Raw genomic sequence first — 16,957 nt, forward strand, 5'->3', positions numbered from 1 at the left:
CGCCCGAGCATAGTCGGAGGGTCTGACGGGCAGTTTTCCCGCTGTCGCCAAGCTCACGTATCACTCCCGTGGGCCGGGCCCTAAAATTTGAGTTACTTAACGGTAATTAGCACAGGCACTGCAGCGTCCTTGGAGCGTGAGAGACCTTGGCCGGATCGGCTGACTTCGACCTGTACCGCCCGTCCGAGGAGCACGACATGCTCCGGGACGCCATCCGCTCGCTGGCGGAGGCGAAGATCGCGCCCTACGCCGCCGCGGTGGACGAGGAGGCCCGCTTCCCGCGCGAGGCGCTGGACGCGCTGGTGGCCAACGACCTGCACGCCGTGCACGTCCCCGAGGAGTTCGGAGGCGCGGGCGCCGACGCGCTGGCCACGGTGATCGTGATCGAGGAGGTCGCGCGCGTCTGCGTGTCCTCCTCCCTGATCCCCGCGGTGAACAAGCTGGGCTCGCTCCCGGTGATCCTCTCCGGGAGCGAGGAGCTGAAGAAGAAGTACCTCGGCCCGCTCGCCAAGGGCGACGCGATGTTCTCGTACGCCCTCTCCGAGCCGGACGCCGGCTCCGACGCGGCCGGCATGAAGACCAAGGCGGTCCGCGACGGCGACCACTGGATCCTCAACGGCGTGAAGCGCTGGATCACCAACGCGGGAGAGTCCGAGTACTACACGGTGATGGCGGTCACGGACCCGACCAAGCGCTCCAAGGGAATCTCCGCGTTCGTCGTCGAGAAGTCCGACGAGGGCGTCTCCTTCGGCGCCCCGGAGAAGAAGCTCGGCATCAAGGGCTCCCCGACCCGCGAGGTCTACTTCGACAACGTCCGCATCCCCGCCGACCGAATGATCGGCGACGAGGGCACCGGCTTCGCCACGGCGATGAAGACCCTGGACCACACCCGCATCACCATCGCCGCCCAGGCCCTCGGTGTCGCCCAGGGCGCCTTCGACTACGCCAAGGGCTATGTCCAGGAGCGCAAGCAGTTCGGCAAGGCCATCGCCGACTTCCAGGGCATCCAGTTCATGCTCGCCGACATGGCCATGAAGATCGAGGCGGCCCGCGCCCTGACGTACCAGGCGGCGGCGAAGTCCGAACGCGGCGACAAGGACCTCACCTTCCAGGGCGCCGCCGCCAAGTGCTTCGCCTCGGACGTGGCGATGGAGGTCACCACCGATGCGGTCCAGCTGCTGGGCGGGTACGGCTACACCCGGGACTACCCGGTGGAGCGCATGATGCGCGACGCGAAGATCACGCAGATATACGAAGGCACGAACCAGGTCCAGCGGATCGTCATGGCCCGCAACCTGCCGTAGCCGGTCCGACCGGCGACGACCGAGCCCCCGGATGCGTTCCGGGGGCTTTTGTCGTACTGCGGCTGGGGCATTTCGGGGTGGATTGTTCACGTCCGCCCGATGGCGCCCCGCGAGGCAGGGGCGTAGGACGGAAGGGCACGGGACCCGTCCCGGGTTCCCGCATCCCCCAGGAGGAGCCATGACCCAGGCCGAGAGCATGTCCACGATGAGCAAGGAGATGCAGGACTGCGTGGCGGCGTGCATGGAATGCCACAGTGTCTGCGAGGAGACCATGAGCTCCTGCATGCAGATGGGTGGCCAGGCGCAGATGCAGATCATGCGCGCGCTCATCGACTGCGCCGAGATGACCCGCATGTGCGCGGACATGATGATGCGCCGCTCGCCCCTGTCGGCGGAGATGTGCGCGATGTGCGCCAAGGCGTGCGAGATGTGCGCCGAGGCGTGTATGTCCATGCCGGACGATGCCCAGATGATGCGCTGCGCGGAGGCGTGTCGTCGCTGTGCGCAGACCTGTCACGCGATGTCGGGTATGGCGATGTGACGCCGACCGGCTGAACGGATCGAGGGCACCCGCTCGGGTGCCCTTGATCACCGGGGGTGCAGACTGCCGGACATGACCTCGCCCGAGAAGACGACGCCGCCCTACACGGATGAGCAGGGACAGCCCGCGGACCGGCTCTTCCAGCCGCCGTCGCTGCCCCCGACGACGCACCCCACCGAGGCCTTCGACGCCGCCGAGCGGGACATGTGGCAGGGCCGGACCGAGGCCTACGCGGGGAGTTTCGCGCGGCTGTGCGCCCACCCGGTGGAGGCCCTGCTCGACGCGGTCGGAGTGGGTGAGGGGACCCGGGTCCTCGACGTCGGGACCGGCACCGGTACGGCGGCCGTGGCGGCGCGGGCGCGCGGTGCCCGGGTGAGTGCCGTGGACGCCGACGCCGGGATGGTGGCGGCGGCGCGTGCCCGCGGGCTCGACGCGCACACCGGTGTACTGCCCGAACTCCCTTACCCTGAGGGCGAGTTCGATGCCGTCATCGGCAACTTCGTCATCAACCACGTCGGCCGCCCCCGCGCCGCCCTCGCCGAACTCCACCGCCTTCTGCGCCCCGGCGGCCGGATCGCGCTCACGACGTGGAGCGCACGGCGCGGCGCGGGACAGGACCTGCTGGGCCGGGCCTGCGCGGCGGGCGGGGCCGTACCGCCGGCCTACCTCCCGCGGCTGGATCCGGCACAGGACTGGGACCGTACGGCGGACGGCCTCGCCGAACTGCTCGGCGAGGCCGGATTCATCGAGGCGGAGGCGGCCGAACTCACCTGGGAACACCGCGCCGGAGTCGAGGAGTGGTGGAGCGCCGCCGCGGGCGGGGTCGCCACGATCGGACTGATCGTCACCTCGCAGGACCCGGGGACCGTCGCCCGGATCCGGCGGGAGTACGAGCGTCTGAGCGCTGAACACACGGTGGCGGAAGGGCAGTTGGCCCTTCCGCACATCGCGCTGCTCGGCTCGGGACGGCGGGCCTGAGGACCCTGGTCCTCAGTTGCCCGAGACGGTGACCTTCTCGTCGTTGTTCAGCTCCTGCACCAGCTGCTTCACCTTCGCCTTGTCCCAGACGAGGTTGCCTCCGGTCGACCCGGAGATCGGCATGTTCAGCGAGGTGCCGTCGCCGCCGTTGACGCCCTTCATCGCGAAGAACATGGACCCCAGGTCGTACAGGCCCATGTCCTTGTCGACGATGAGCGAGTCCAGGCCGGCGCCGAGCGTCGGGTAGAGCTTGAAGGGGTTCAGGACCGTGCCGGGGGTGGCCACCTGGTGGGCAAGGGCCGCGAGGAACTTCTGCTGGTTCTTGGTGCGCTGCAGGTCGGACGCGGCGAACGCGTGCCGGGTGCGGACGAAAGCGAGCGCCTGGTCGCCGTTCAGCTTCTGCTTGCCCGCCGAGAAGTCGGCGCCGGAGTACTTGTCCTTGAACCCCTTGTCGATGTCGATCTCGACCCCGCCGACCGCGTCCACGATGCTCGCGAAGCCGGCGAAGCCGATCTCGACGTAGTGGTCGATGCGCAACCCGGTGTTGAACTCGACGGTGCGCACCAGCAGTTCGGGGCCGTCCTCGGCGTAGGCGGCGTTCAGCTTCACGTGCCGGCCCGTGCCCTTGTAGGTCTTGCCGGACTCGGAGCCCACGAAGGTCGGGATCTCCACGTCCGAGTCGCGCGGCAGCGAGATCAGCGTGTCGCCGTTGCTGCCGGTGTGCAGGATCATCATCGAGTCGGTGCGCTTGCCCTCGGCGGAGCCGGTGTGCAGCTGCTTCTTCTGCTCCGAGGAGAGCCCGGCGCGGCTGTCGGAGCCGACGATGAGGTAGTTGGTGCCGTCGCCCTGCTCCGGCCGGTCGATGACCTTGGACAGGTCGACCTCGCGGTTGAGCTTGGAGTCGGCCCAGAAGTAGGTGGCGACGGTCGTCACGATCAGCCCGGTGACCACGACGATCGCAGTCCACTTGATCCGCTTGCGCCAGTTCGGCGCGGGCCGCGGACCACGGCCGCCGCCGCCGCCCGGCTCGGCGGGGCCGCCGTAGCCACCGCCCCCGCCGGGGGCGCCGTAGACCTGGCCGGTGTTGTAGCCGCTGTCATAGCCGCCGCCGTGGCCCTGGCCGTCGACGTACGACGGCTGCTGGGGCACGCCGTTGCCGTACGGCGGCGCGGACGGGCTCCGACCGCCGTACGCGCCCTGCCCGGGCGCCCCCTGATCGCGGCCGACCTGCCGCATCACGCGGGCGCTCTCGGGCTGTGCGCTCGCGCTGCCGCGTCCGTACCGGTCGCGGTTGTCGCCGGACCATCCCTCGGGCCAATCGTTCATGGGGCCCAGTGTGCAGGTACCGGCTGTGCCCTATACAAGGGTCGTCGGAAAATCAGGGCAGCGCTGTTGCCAAGCTGACACAAATTCCGCGATTGTCATCACGGCATAAGGTGGAGGCCATGACAGACCAGGCCACCGTCGCGCAACCGGGTACTCCGGAGATCCCGGGCAAGCCCACTTCGGCGTCCCGCACCACGCTGAGCCACATCATGACCCAGGCCGACACCAACCTCCTCGGTACCGTGCACGGCGGCGTGATCATGAAGCTGGTGGACGACGCGGCGGGCGCGGTGGCCGGGCGGCACAGCGGCGGGCCCGCGGTCACCGCCTCCATGGACGAGATGGCGTTCCTGGAGCCGGTCCGGGTGGGTGACCTCGTCCATGTGAAGGCCCAGATCAACTGGACCGGCCGCACCTCGATGGAGGTCGGTGTGCGGGTCCTCGCGGAGCGCTGGAACGAGTCCACGCCCGCCACCCAGGTCGGCTCCGCCTACCTCGTCTTCGCGGCCGTGGACGCCGACGGCAGGCCGCGCCGGGTGCCGCCGGTGCTTCCGGAGACGGAACGGGACGAGCGGCGGTACCAGGAGGCGCAGATCCGCCGCACCCACCGGCTCGCGCGACGCCGGGCGATCATGGAGCTGCGGGAGAAGCGGGCGGCGGAGGGCTTCGAGGACTGAGCCGCCCCCGTGAGAGAACTCACGGACAACGCTCCGCCTACACGCACCCCACCTCGTCACCCCTGACCACTCCGGACTCCCCCTGGAGCTCGTCCTCGGCCCGTACCTTGCGTACCCGCTCGAAGTCCGCGCCCACGATCACCTTCAGCACCGCTCCCTGACCCTTCACCGCCCGCAGCTCGCTGCCGGGCAGGGCCGCCGCCAGGGAGCGGGCGGAACGGTCCCAGCGGGGGTCGTAGGCGACGACCGTGCGCTTCAGCGTGCGGTCGGCGGAGCTCACCGGGAACCCCGTCGTACGGAACCCCGTCGACGCCAGTGCCGTGTCCACGCGCTTGCCGAGTCCGCCGGCCGCCGTGGCGTTCTCGACCTGGACGCGGATCTGCTGCGGGGACACCGGGACCAGCAGCGCCTTGTTCTTCGGCTTGTCCGCGGCCAGCGGCTGGTCCTCGCGCAGGGACTTGAAGAGCCGCGCCGACTTCTCCGGGTCCCATTTCAGGGTCGAGCCCACGCCCTTGACGACGTATCCCATCTGCTCGATCGGCACGGTCGTGAACTCCGAGGAGGAGGGGGAGAAGTTCCGCATCGCCCGCCCCAGACCGAGCAGTTCGTCCGTGCCGAAGCCCTTGTCGGCCCGTACGGAGCCGAGGACGGCCCGGGTCACGTCGCGGAACCTCATCGGGTTCAGGAGGATGCCGGACGAGGTCGCCCGGTCGATCAGCGCCGCGAGGAAGCGCTGCTGCCGCTTCATCCGGCCGAGGTCGGAGGAGCCGTCGGCGTGCCGGGAGCGGACGTACTGCAGGGCCTGACCGCCCATCAGCCGGTGCCGGCCGGCCGCGAGGTCGAGGCCGGTGTACGCGTCCTTGAGCGGGTCGGCGTTGCAGATCTCGACGCCGCCGAGCACGTCCACCGTCTTCATGAAGCTGGTGAAGTCGACCTCCAGATAGTGGTCGATCTTCACGTGGGTCATGTTCTCGACGGTCCGGACCGTCAGCTGCGGCCCGCCTTCCGCGTAGGCCGCGTTGATCTTGAGGGGATGCCCGTGGTGACGTTCCCCCGTGGTCATGTCGACGTGCGCGGGCGTCGTCGCGTACGAGTCGCGCGGCAGGCTCACCACGCTCGCCCGCTCCCGGTCCTCCGAGATGTGCACGATCATGATCGTGTCGGTGCAGTGGCAGGGTTCGCCGCCCAGCCGGTACTTCAGCCGCTCGGCCTCGGTGATCTTGTCGCGGCCGTCGGTGCCGACCAGCAGCACGTTCATGCCGTCTCCGGCGCGCGGCCGGTTCTTCATGTCCTTGAAGGGGTCCACGCGCGCGATGTCCGCGTCGAGGCTGGTGACGACCGCGTGCCCGATCCCGGCGGAGGCGAGCACGACGACGGACAGCGTGGTCGCCGCCCGCATGCCCCAGCGGGGCCGCTTGCGTCGCACCGGCGGCCGGGAGGGCCGGCGTTGCGGGGGGCGAGGGCGGGCGGCGGAGGGGCGTGGCGGCGTGCTGGGCAAGGGGGAACACCTCCGCGAGGGCAGCCGAACGAGGGATCATGAGCACGGTAGGCCCATACGATCTGCGACGACCGGCACCGCCCCGGGCGGGGCGCGGCGGTGTCCCCCGTTCGCGGTAACGTGAGCCCCCTATGAACGCCAAGCCCGACGTGCAGCTCCCCGCCGTGTCCGTGATCATGCCCGTCCTCGACGAGGAGCGGCATCTGCGCGGAGCCGTCCAAGCGATCCTCGCGCAGGAGTACGCCGGCGAGATGGAGGTCGTGCTCGCCCTCGGTCCTTCCACGGACCGCACGGACGAGATCGCGGCCGAGCTCGTCCGCGAGGACCCCCGCGTCCACACCGTCCCGAACCCGGCCGGCCGCACGCCCGCCGCGCTGAACGCCGCGATCAAGGCCTCCCGCCACCCGATCGTCGTCCGCGTCGACGGGCACGGCATGCTCTCGCCGAACTACATCGCGACCGCCGTACGGCTCCTGGAGGAGACCGGCGCGCAGAACGTCGGCGGCATCATGCACGCCGAGGGTGAGAACGACTGGGAGCACGCGGTCGCCGCCGCGATGACCTCGAAGATCGGCGTGGGCAACGCGGCCTTCCACACCGGTGGCGAGGCACAGGCGGCCGAGACCGTCTACCTCGGTGTCTTCCGGCGCGAGGCGCTGGAGCAACAGGGCGGCTACAACGAGGAGTTCATCCGCGCCCAGGACTGGGAGCTCAACTTCCGGATCCGTGAGGCGGGCGGGCTGATCTGGTTCTCGCCGGAGCTCAGGGTGTCGTACCGCCCGAGGCCGAGCGTGAAGGCCCTCGCCAAGCAGTACAAGGACTACGGCCGCTGGCGGCACGTCGTCGCCCGCTACCACGAGGGCTCCATCAACCTGCGCTACCTCGCCCCGCCGACCGCGGTGTGCGCGATCGCGGCCGGAATCGTGGTCGGGGCGGTGCTGACCCCGCTCGGCTTCGTCGTCCCCGGCGGCTACCTCGCGGCGATCGTCCTCGGCTCGCTGCCCGCGGGCAAGGGGCTCCCGCTGAAGGCACGGCTCCAGATACCCGTGGCGCTCGCCACCATGCACATGTGCTGGGGCTACGGCTTCCTGACCAGCCCGCGCTCGCTGGCGAAGCGGGTCATCGCCTCGCGCCGGCCCGCCGTACTGAACAAGGTGTGAACGGGCGCCCCTCAGGACCGAGGGGCGCCCCCCCGTCACCAGGTGAAGCCCGGGTTCACGTGCATACAGGCCGTGTCGTCCGCGCCGTTGAGGGCTTCCGCGGTCTTCGGGGTCGTGTCGTCCTGCTTGGGCGCCTTGTACGTCGTGCCCTCGCGCCAGTCGGCGCCGACGACCAGGGTGACCCCGGAGACGTCCGTCGACTTCTTCACCGAACTCATGGGAATCCCCAGGGACTTGGCGACCGCCTGGGCGTCGCCCTCCAGCTCGGCGCTCGGGTAGCGCACCAGCGTCGTCGCCTCGCTCAGGGACCCCGTCCGGTCGGAGACCGCCTTGTCGTAGCCCTTGTCCACCAGCAGTCCGGCCACCGTGCTCGCGCGGCCGCTCGCCGCGGCCAGGGAGCCGGTGCGGGTGCCGTTCTGGACCAGGACCCCGATCTCGTCCTTCGCGGCGGCCTGGTCGTCGGAGGCCGCCTCGGCCTTCCCGGCGGTCGCCTTCTTCGCGTCCTTGCCGTCCAGCGCGATGTCCTCGCGCACCAGCCGGAAGAGCTGCTCGGCGTCCTCGGTGGGCTCCACCCGGGCGCCCACGTACCGGTTGGGCATCGTGGTCATGGTGATGCGCTCCGGCTCGACCTTCCGCAGCTCGTTGCTGAGGTCGTAGAGCTTCTTCACGGTGCCGAGCCCCGAGTCGACCGTGACCGCCCTCGTGGCCTGCTCGGCGAGCTTGCGCAGCTTGTTCGGGCTGCTCAGGGTGGCGTTGGCGCGCAGCTCGCGGACCATCGAGTTCATGTACATGTGCTGGGCCTTGGCACGGGCCAGGTCGCTGCCGTCCTCGAAGCCGTAGCGGGTGCGCAGCCACTGCAGGGCCTGCTCGCCCTTGACCGGGTGCGTGCCCTTCGTCAGCTTCAGGCCGGAACCGTGCCCCTGGCTGTCCCGCGACTCGATGTTGGCGTCCACGCAGACCGGGACACCGCCGATGGCGTCGGCCATGGACACCACGCCCGAGAAGTCGACCATCATGAAGTGGTCGATGTGGATACCGGTGAGCTCCTGCCAGGTGGCCACCGTGCAACCCGGGCCGCCGTGGCCGAGGCTCTGGTTGGTCATCGCCCGGCCGTCGCTCGCCGCGTACACCTTGCCGTCGTCCGGATCCGTGCACTTGGGGATCTTCACGAGGGTGTCGCGCGGCATGCTGACGACCGAGAGGTTGCTGCGGTCGGCGGACAGGTGCAGCAGCATCTGCACGTCCGCGAGCGGAGTGGAGCCGAACGTCTCCTTGGCGCCGCCCAGCTTCTGGTTCTCCTCGTTGTCCCGTGCGTCGGAACCGATGACCAGGATGTTCAGCGGGGTCTGGCCCGCCGCGTTCGGCGTCGGCTCGGCGACCTTGTTGTCGCCCAGGTTCAGTTCGTCCTGCTCGATGTTGGAGTTCAGGTGCCGGTAGTAGAGGTAGCCGGTCCCGGCCACCGCGAGTATCAGTACCGCGAGCGTGGTCGCGGACCATCTGAGCATCCGGTGCTTGCGCGGCGCCCTACGGCTGCCGTGCCCGGACTCCGCCTCGGTCCCCGGCGCGACGTCCTGCACGCTGTATTGCGTTGTCAACGTTCCCGTCCTCCCCACCCACCCCACCGGACCCGCACGCCATGCGTCGGGCCCGCCGCACGTCTTAGACATACGACGGGCCCGTGAGGTTGCCCTACGAACCTGTGTGAGACCTGGGTCCTGCCCCGGCGGACCTCAGCTCGCGCACTGGGCCTTGTCCGCCGTGGACTTGTCCACGCCCGGTGCGGCCGCCGCGGAGGAGCTGAGCTTCACGCCCGCGCCCTTGAAGTCCTTGCCCAGGGTGAGGGTCATGGCCGGCAGGCCCTGCGCGTTGGTGACGCTCTTGCCCGGCTTCAGTGCCGAGCCGGAGAGCCCCATGATGTCCGCGAGCCTGCGCGCCTGGTCGGCCTGGTCGGGGGCGTACTCCAGGGTCGTCCTCGCCAGCGTCGCCTCGGCGTTGCCCGCGTTCTCGGACTTGGTCACGCCCTCCTCGGTCTGGAGGTAGGCGAGCTGCTGCTGCGCGCTGCCCCCGGCCGCGCCGCCGTTGAGGATGCGCACGCGGACGTCGGACGCGGCGGACTTGGTGCCCTTGAGCCGGGCCGCGACCTCCGCCTTCTCCTTCTTCTCCTGCTTCTTGACCTCGGTGAAGGAGACGTCGTTCTTGATCGCGTCGAAGATCGCGGGGGCCCTTGAGTCGTCGACGATCACCGTCGCCTTGACCACCGTCTCGGCGGGGTTGTCCTTGACCGGGATCGTCATGAAGCTGATGTTCTTCGTCGGCACCTTCTTCAGCTCCAGGGCGATGTCCTTGAGCGTGCCGACCTTGCCGATCGCCTTGTCCACGGTCAGCGCGTTGGTCGCGGCCTCCGCCAGCTTCAGCAGCTTGGTGGGGCTGGTGAGGGTGTCGCCGGAGGTCATCTTGCGCATCAGCGAGCCCAGGAACTGCTGCTGCGCCTTGATCCGGTCCAGGTCGCCCTTGTTGCCGAAGGCGTGCCGGGTGCGCACGAAGGCGAGAGCCCGCTCGCCCTGCACCTTCGACTTGCCGGCGGGCAGGACGAGCTTCGACTGCTTGTCGTCGACAGCCTTCTCCACACAGACCTCGACCCCGTCCACCGCCGTGGTCAGGGTCTTCACCGCGTTGAAGTCGGCCATCACGAAGTGGTCGGGCTTGATGCCGGTGGCCGCCTCCACCGTGCGCATCGTGCAGCCCGCGTCCCGGCCGCTCTCACCGAGGCTCCGGTTGAAGCGGGCGTCCTCCAGCCCCGCGACGACCTTCTCGGTGCCGTCCTCCTGCTTGGTTTGGCAGTCCGGTATGTCGACGATCAGGTCGCGCGGGATGCTGAGCGCGGTCGCGTTCGTCCGGTCCTTGGCGACGTGCAGCAGGATGTTGGTGTCGGCGTGGCCCACGCTGCCCGCGTCGCCGTAGCCCTCGTTGCCCTCACCGGTGCGCTTGTCGGTGCCGATGATGAGGATGTTGAAAGCCTCGTCCTTGCTGAAGTTGCTGGCTGCCGCGTCGCCGACGTCGGTCGTGCCGACGTTGCCCTCGAGGTGCTTGAGGTAGAAGTAGCCCGTCGCGGCACCGGCGACCAGGACGAACGCCATCGTGCCGCCGGTCCACAGCAGGCTCTTCTTCGCCTTCGACGTCTGTTTGACCGGCCGCCGTCCGCGCCGCCCCGGCAGCGGCTCCTCGGGCGGCGCGCCCCGGCGCCTGCGCGGCGGCGGTACGTCCCGGCCGGGGGACACCGGGGCGGTCGTACGACCGCCCGCCGCACCCGTCCTGCTCGGCGAGGGCGCGGCCGCGGCTCTGCGCGGACCAGGAATGCCCGACTGCGGTGCGGATGGGCCCAGTCGCAGTTCGTATTCACCGGTGTTCGGATTGAGCACCCACTGGTCTGCGGGGTCGACGTCGTCCGCCCGCCCACGGCCTTGTGCGTCCACGTTGTCCGAATCCTCCGTCAGGGCCACGCGGCGATCGCTGGATCGCTCACACTATCCGCCCGGTTGGGCCTTGAGCGACGTGAGTTGTTCCTGCGCCGATCCTGTAAGTATGTACGTACGCCTGGACCCCACCGTTCGGCCCCCGGCCGTCCCGTTCCCCTACCACTGGTAGACGGAGTACACGTCCATGCACTGACCGGTGTCCGAGCCGTTGATGGCGTCCGAGTTGCCCGGCAGATCACCGGCCTTGGCCTCGGACTGCTTCGGATACGCCGTCCCGGTACGCCAGTCGGCGCCCACGACGAGGGTGACCCCGGACACATCGGTCGACTTCTTCACCGAACTCATGGGGATTCCCAGGGACTTGGCGATGCGCTGGGCGTCGCCCTCCAGGTCGGCGCTCGGGTAGCGCACGACCGTCCGGTCCTCGGAGAGGCCCGCCGTCGCGTCCTTGGACGCCTGCGAGAAACCTTTCCGCACGAGCTCCTCGGCGATCGTGCCGGCGCGTCCGCCCACCGGGCCGAGGGTGGAGGTCGCCGTCGCGTTCCGCACGAGGACACCGATCTCGTCGTCCGGCGCGGAGGGGGGCTTGGTGGCCGCGACGGTCTTCTTCCCCTCCGGGGCCTTGCCCTTGTCGTCGAGGGACACGTCGTCGCGGAGCATCTCCCAGAGCTTGTCGGCGTTCGCGCCGTCGGGTACGACGTGTTCCTTGTTCTTCGGGTCCTGGACGTTCGGCATCGTCACCGAGGTGATGCGGTCCGTCGGCACCGACTTGAGCTGCAGGCCCAGGTCGTAGAGCTCCTTGACCGAGCCGATCTCCTCGGACACCTGGAGGGACTTCGTGGCCGCCTCGGCGAGGTCCATCAGCCGCGGGGTGTCGGTGAAGACGTTCTGCCCCTTCAGCGTGCGGATCATCGAGTTCAGGTACATGTGCTGGGCCCTGGCCCGCATCAGGTCGCTGCCCCAGGCGTGCCGGGTGCGCAGCCACTGCAGGGCCTGCTTGCCCTTGACCTTGTGCGTGCCCGCCGTCAACTTCAGCCCGGAGCCGCCGGCGACCTGGGCCGTCGGGCGGTCCCACACGTTCTGCTTCACACAGACGGAGACACCGCCGATGGCGTCCGCCATCCTCACCACACCCGAGAAGTCGATCGTCATCCAGTGGTCGATGTAGACCCCGGTGAGGTTCTGCCAGGTGGCGAGCGTGCAGCCGGCGCCGCCGCGCGCCAGGGAGGTGTTGATGATGTCGTTGATCGGCGGGTACGTCTTCCCGGTGTCCGGGTCCGTGCACTTGGGGATGTCGACCCGGGTGTCGCGCGGGATGCTCACCATCGCTGCGCTCTTGCGGTCCGCGGACAGGTGGATGAGCATCTGCACGTCGCCCAGCGGCGGGTTGCCGCGGTTGTCCCTGCTGCCGCCCAGCTTCACGTTCTCGTCGGAGTTACGGCTGTCCGAACCGATCAGCAGGATGTTCAACGGCGTCTGCCCGGCCGCGTTGGCCTCGGCCTTGTGCGCCTTGGAGTCACCGCTGCTGCGCTCGCCCTTGCGGATGTTGGCGTTCAGATGCTGGTAGTAGAGGTATCCCGCGCCGGCGGTGCCAAGTATCAGCACGGCGAGCGTGGTCGCCGACCATCTGAGCACCCGGTGCTTGCGCTGGGCCCTGGCCCGCCGCCGCCCGTGCCGTCCGGCTCCGTCCGGACCGGGCTCATCGGCGGGCCGTACGTCCGGCCGCGCCCCCTCCTCGTGCACACTGCTGTGCCCCATCCCCTGTCTCCCCACCCTCACGCAGAACGAACGAAAAGACCTGCCGTACGACTGGTTAGACGCACGACAAGCCTCTTAGGTCACCGCAGAGCCGGCGAACAACTCCTCGCTGGGCCGCCGGGCCGGCACGCACCCTCGCGGCGTTGCCGAAACGCCCACGTGGCGCCTGCACGAGGACGCTCCGTCGCCTTGCGATCCCACGCACCGACCGCCGCGGCGCCCGGCCCTTCGGGCGGACGACGGGGGTGTTCGCCGGCTGTCACTTGGCGCACTCGACCTTGTCGGCCGTGGACTGCTGCACCCCCTCGGGTGCCTTCGTCGCCGTGGTGAAGGACACCCCGGCGCCCTTGAAGTCCTTGCCGAGGGTGAGGGTCATGGTGGGCAGGCCCTGGGAGTTGGTGACGCTCTTGCCGGGCTTCAGCTGGGCCCCGGACAGGCCCAGGATGGCCGCGAGCCTGCGCGCCTGGTCGGCCTGGTCGGGGGCGTACTCCAGGGTCGTCTTCGCCAGTGCCGCGTCCGCGTTGCCCGCGTTCTCCGACTTCAGTACGCCCTCTTCGTTCTGCAGGTACTCCAGCTCGGCCTGCGCGCTGCCCGCCGCGGCACCGCCGTTGAGGATGCGCACCCGCACCTCGGACGCGGCCGACTTGGTGCCCTTGAGCCGGGCCGCCTCCTCGGCCGCCTCGGCGCTCTTGGACGCCCCGGCCTTCTTCTTGACCTCGGTGAAGGACACGTCGTTCTTGATCATGTCGAAGACGGTGGGGGCGGTCGCGTCGTTGAGAACGACCGTCGCCTTCACCTTCTCCGTCGGGTTGTCGACGACCGGCACCGTGGTGAACGTCAGGTTCTTCACGTTCAGCTTGCCCAGCTCCAGACCGAGGTCCTTCAGCTTGCCGATGCTGTCCAGGTTGGAGTCGACGGCCAGCGCCTTGGTGCCCGCCTCCGCCAGCTTGATCATCTTCGCCGGGTTGGTCAGCGTGTCGTTCGACTTCAGCTTGCGCATCAGCGCGCTCAGGAACTGCTGCTGGAGCCCGATCCGGCTCAGGTCACCGCCGAAGCCGACCGAGTGCCGGGTGCGCACGAACGCGAGAGCCTGCTCACCCGAGATGGTGTGCGTGCCCTTCGACAGCTTGAGCTTGGAGTCCTCGTCGTCGATGTCCTTGGCCAGACAGACCTCGACCCCGCCGACCGCCGTCGTCAGCGTCTTGACCGCGTTGAAGTCGGCCACCATGAAGTTGTCGGCCTGGATCCCGGTGAGCTCGGTCACGGTCCGCACCGTGCAGCTGGCGGTCCGTTCGTCCTGTCCCAGGCTCGTGTTGAAGCGGACGTCGTCCGTGCCCGGGATGACCTTGGTGGTGCCGTCCGACAGCGTGGTCTCGCAGTCGGGGACGTTCACGATCAGGTCGCGCGGGATGCTCAGCGCGGTCGCGTTCGTACGGTCCTTCGAGACGTGCAGCAGGATCGTGGTGTCGGCGTGCCCGACGCTGTCCTTGTCGCCGTAGCTCCCGTTGCCCGCACCGGTGCGCTTGTCGGTGCCGATCAGCAGGATGTTGATCGCCTTGTCGGTCTGGAAGCCACCGGTGCTCGCGCCGTCGTCGGAGACGGAGGTGATGTTCCCGTTGAGGTGCCGGATGTAGAGGTAGCCGCCGCCCGCCGCCGCGACCAGCACGAACGCCATCGTGCCGCCGGTCCACAGCAGGGCCTTCTTCGCCGTCGACTTCTTCTTGACCGGCCGGCGCCCACGGCGCCCCGGCAGCGGCTCCTCGGGCGGTGCGCCCCGCCTGCGCGGAGGCGGCACCGTACGGCCCGTCGCCACGGGTTTGGCCGTACGACCGGCGGGTACTCCCGCCCTGTTCGGGGAGGGTGCGGCTCTACGGGGTCCGGGAATACCCGACTGCGGTGCGGAAGGGGTCAGTCGCAGTTCGTATTCACCGGTGTGCGGGTTGAGTACCCACTGGTCTGCGGGGTCGATGTCGCCCGCCTGCCCACGGCCTTGTGCGTCCACGGTTGCTGAATCCTCCGTCGGCCGGATGCACCGGAGCGCTCACACTAGCTGTCCGATTCGCCGACAGGTTACGACGGTGACAAATTCCACGCCCCTACAACCGGGCATTCCGCCCATTTGCTCGGACACCGGTTCGCCGCCTTGGGAAACGCTTTACCCGCAGGTGTCCTCGGCGGCCGTGTTGCCGCGGAAGGTGGGCGCCGTGCCCCCGTTCTCAGATTCTCCATTGGGTTCTTCATCATGAGAATGTTCTGAAAACTTCTGGGATTTCTCCGTCACCTTCACCGGCGCATCCTTGCGCAACCGTTCGAAAAGCCGCCGGGCCTCGGGTTCCGCGAGTTGATCACGATTGGCGTCGTGGACGTACGGCTCTCGCGGCACGGTAAGGAATTGCACACGCTCCGTGGGGATGTGCCGCAGGCCGCGCACGAGTTCGTACAGTCCGCGCAGACTCGCCAGATCGGGATCGGTGGTGAGCGAGGAAGTCGCGGCGTCCAGCACGGGATAGAGCTTCACCGGATTCAGCAGTACGTCATTGCTCTGCACCTTGTGGACGAGCGCCCCGAGAAAACGCTGCTGGCGGTCCATCCGCTCGGTGTCGCTGCCGTCGCCGAGGGACTTGCGGGCCCGCACATAGCCGAGCGCCTCCTCGCCGTTCAGCGTCACCCGCCCCGCCGGAAGCCGCAGCTTGGCCGCCTTGTCGTCGATCGGTTCGTCGAGACAGACCGTCACTCCGTCGACGGCGTCCACCATGTCCTTGAACCCGTGGAAGTCGACGACCATGTGATGGTCCACGCGAATGTTCGTGAGTTTCTCGACGGTCCGGATCGTGCAGGCCGAACCGCCCTTCTGGAAGGCGCTGTTGAACATCGTGAACGCGGGCTCACCACGGGTCCCGTCCGACCCCAGACAGGCCGGCACCTGCACCATCAGGTCCCGCGGCAGCGACACGGCCGTCGCGGTGCGCCGTCCGGCGGACAGATGCAACAGGATCGTGGTGTCCGACCGCTCGGTCCCCGAGTCCCGCCCGTACCGCGCGTTCTCGTCCCCCGACCGTGAATCGGACCCGATCAGCAGGATGTTCTGCGCGTCCTTGACGAGCGAGGTGGGCCGCTCCTTCTCGTACCGGGCGAGCTCGCGGGCGGCCGCGTCGTCCGGGGTGATGTTCCCGTCGAGCTTGGCGTAGAGGGCCCAGGCGGCACCGGCGGTGGCGGCCACTGCCACGGCGACGGCGAGCCCGGCACCGCGCAGCCACCGCCGCCGCCGGCGGCGTCTGAGCCCTTCACCACCGGCCGACGCCCCGAGGCCGGGTCCGAGGGCGCGAGCTCTGTCGGTCACGAGTCGGCCCACCCCTCATGGCGTACGTATCTGTACCTACGACCATGACGTGGACCGGTTCCCGGGGGCGGCCGGTACTGCTCCACTCGGGTGACCGCACCGGCGTCCAACCGTCCGCTTACCGACGGACAGCCGTGACCCGCTCACTCTCGATCCGCTTGGCGAGCCCCTCCTCGTCCAACCGCTCCAGATGGCGGCACAGCACCACGGACCCCCCGGTGGCGAGCGCCCCGTACAGCCCGGCGTTCAACCCGTCCCACGTGTCGTACGGCAACCCCGACAACACGCGGTCCCCCGTCCCCTCGGCCCCGGCCCGCTCGACGACCTCCGCCGCGCTGAACTCCCGCCCCGCCACGATCAACGCGGGCTCATCGGGGTCCACCGGAGCGAACGGGGCGAACCGGTCCCCTTGTCCCGGCACCTCCACGGCGTAGTCGACGAAGCCGTCCGGCGTCTGCGGAAAGCGCCCGCCCAGCGGGCGCAGCGCCAGCGCCACCCGCTCCCCGGAACACGCCCGCGCCGCCTCCAGCGTGTCCGGCCCGCTCACGACCACGTCGGCCGCGGCCGGATCTCCGCCGACGTCCGCGACCACCCCCACCGACGCGCAGGCCAGCAACCACACCGCCGTCTGCCAGTGCGCGGGCAGCAACAGCGTCACCCGGTCACCGGGCGCCGCGGCGAGGTCGCCCTGGAGGAGGTTCGAGGTCTTGGCCACCCAATTGGCGAAGGTGGCCACGGACAATTCGACACGTTCGCCCGTGGCGTCGTCGTAGAAGGTCACCAGGGGGCGGGCGGGGTCCGCGGCGAGCGCGGAACGCAGCAGGTCGGCGGGGGTGCGATCGGTGGCGTTCATCCGCAGAAGCGTACGCGGGCCCGCGGCCGGACACCCCCGCGCGGGG

13 protein-coding genes are annotated in these 16,957 nt (G+C 69.6%); 5 read left to right on the top strand and 8 right to left on the bottom strand.

From position 1 onward, the window contains the following. The first annotated feature begins 146 nt into the window (after positions 1-146). The 3 genes from BFN33_RS34240 (at position 147) to BFN33_RS34250 (ending at position 2,823) form a co-directional block, all read left to right on the top strand. Complete coding sequence (locus BFN33_RS34240) at positions 147-1,304, top strand: acyl-CoA dehydrogenase (protein WP_069764062.1); 1,158 nt, start codon at positions 147-149, stop codon at positions 1,302-1,304. 178 nt (positions 1,305-1,482) lie between these two features. Then, a complete protein-coding gene (locus BFN33_RS34245; RefSeq protein WP_069764063.1) occupies positions 1,483-1,845 on the top strand; it encodes a four-helix bundle copper-binding protein in 363 nt (120 codons plus the stop codon). 204 nt (positions 1,846-2,049) lie between these two features. Continuing rightward, the gene (locus BFN33_RS34250) at positions 2,050-2,823 is read left to right on the top strand and encodes a class I SAM-dependent methyltransferase (protein WP_069764108.1); all 774 of its coding nucleotides are present in this window, start codon (positions 2,050-2,052) and stop codon (positions 2,821-2,823) included. A 12-nt stretch (positions 2,824-2,835) separates the two neighbouring features. On the opposite strand, the gene BFN33_RS34255 is transcribed toward BFN33_RS34250, so the two are convergent. Then, the gene (locus BFN33_RS34255; RefSeq protein WP_069764064.1) at positions 2,836-4,149 is read right to left on the bottom strand and encodes an LCP family protein; all 1,314 of its coding nucleotides are present in this window, start codon (positions 4,147-4,149) and stop codon (positions 2,836-2,838) included. A 119-nt stretch (positions 4,150-4,268) separates the two neighbouring features. Here BFN33_RS34255 and BFN33_RS34260 point away from each other — a divergent pair, with 119 nt between their 5' ends. Then, a complete protein-coding gene (locus tag BFN33_RS34260; RefSeq protein WP_069764065.1) occupies positions 4,269-4,826 on the top strand; it encodes an acyl-CoA thioesterase in 558 nt (185 codons plus the stop codon). 37 nt (positions 4,827-4,863) lie between these two features. On the opposite strand, the gene BFN33_RS34265 is transcribed toward BFN33_RS34260, so the two are convergent. Then, entirely contained in the window at positions 4,864-6,324 is a 1,461-nt protein-coding gene (locus BFN33_RS34265) for an LCP family protein (protein WP_079141141.1), read from the bottom strand. A 131-nt stretch (positions 6,325-6,455) separates the two neighbouring features. Here BFN33_RS34265 and BFN33_RS34270 point away from each other — a divergent pair, with 131 nt between their 5' ends. Further along, positions 6,456-7,484 (top strand): glycosyltransferase family 2 protein, encoded by a 1,029-nt coding sequence (locus BFN33_RS34270; protein ID WP_069764067.1) that lies wholly within the window; start codon positions 6,456-6,458, stop codon positions 7,482-7,484. A 35-nt stretch (positions 7,485-7,519) separates the two neighbouring features. Here the strand turns inward: BFN33_RS34270 and BFN33_RS34275 are convergent, their stop codons facing one another. From BFN33_RS34275 to BFN33_RS34300, 6 genes are all read right to left on the bottom strand, one after another. Continuing rightward, on the bottom strand, positions 7,520-9,151 hold the full coding sequence (locus BFN33_RS34275) for an LCP family protein (RefSeq protein WP_370743340.1): 1,632 nt from the start codon (positions 9,149-9,151) through the stop codon (positions 7,520-7,522). 63 nt (positions 9,152-9,214) lie between these two features. After that, the gene (locus BFN33_RS34280; protein WP_079141148.1) at positions 9,215-10,957 is read right to left on the bottom strand and encodes an LCP family protein; all 1,743 of its coding nucleotides are present in this window, start codon (positions 10,955-10,957) and stop codon (positions 9,215-9,217) included. A gap of 159 nt (positions 10,958-11,116) precedes the next feature. Further along, positions 11,117-12,718, bottom strand: coding sequence for an LCP family protein (locus BFN33_RS34285; protein ID WP_069764070.1), 1,602 nt, complete (start codon positions 12,716-12,718; stop codon positions 11,117-11,119). A 259-nt stretch (positions 12,719-12,977) separates the two neighbouring features. Continuing rightward, a complete protein-coding gene (locus tag BFN33_RS34290; RefSeq protein WP_069764071.1) occupies positions 12,978-14,720 on the bottom strand; it encodes an LCP family protein in 1,743 nt (580 codons plus the stop codon). Positions 14,721-14,873: 153 nt separating this feature from the next. After that, positions 14,874-16,058: an LCP family protein gene (locus BFN33_RS34295; protein ID WP_069764109.1), complete on the bottom strand. Its 1,185-nt coding sequence runs from the start codon at positions 16,056-16,058 to the stop codon at positions 14,874-14,876. Positions 16,059-16,176: 118 nt separating this feature from the next. Further along, positions 16,177-16,911 (bottom strand): TIGR03089 family protein, encoded by a 735-nt coding sequence (locus BFN33_RS34300; protein ID WP_069764072.1) that lies wholly within the window; start codon positions 16,909-16,911, stop codon positions 16,177-16,179. Between the last annotated feature and the right edge of the window lie 46 nt (positions 16,912-16,957).

This window comes from Streptomyces sp. LUP47B (assembly GCF_001746295.1).
Classification (GTDB): Bacteria; Actinomycetota; Actinomycetes; order Streptomycetales; family Streptomycetaceae; genus Streptomyces.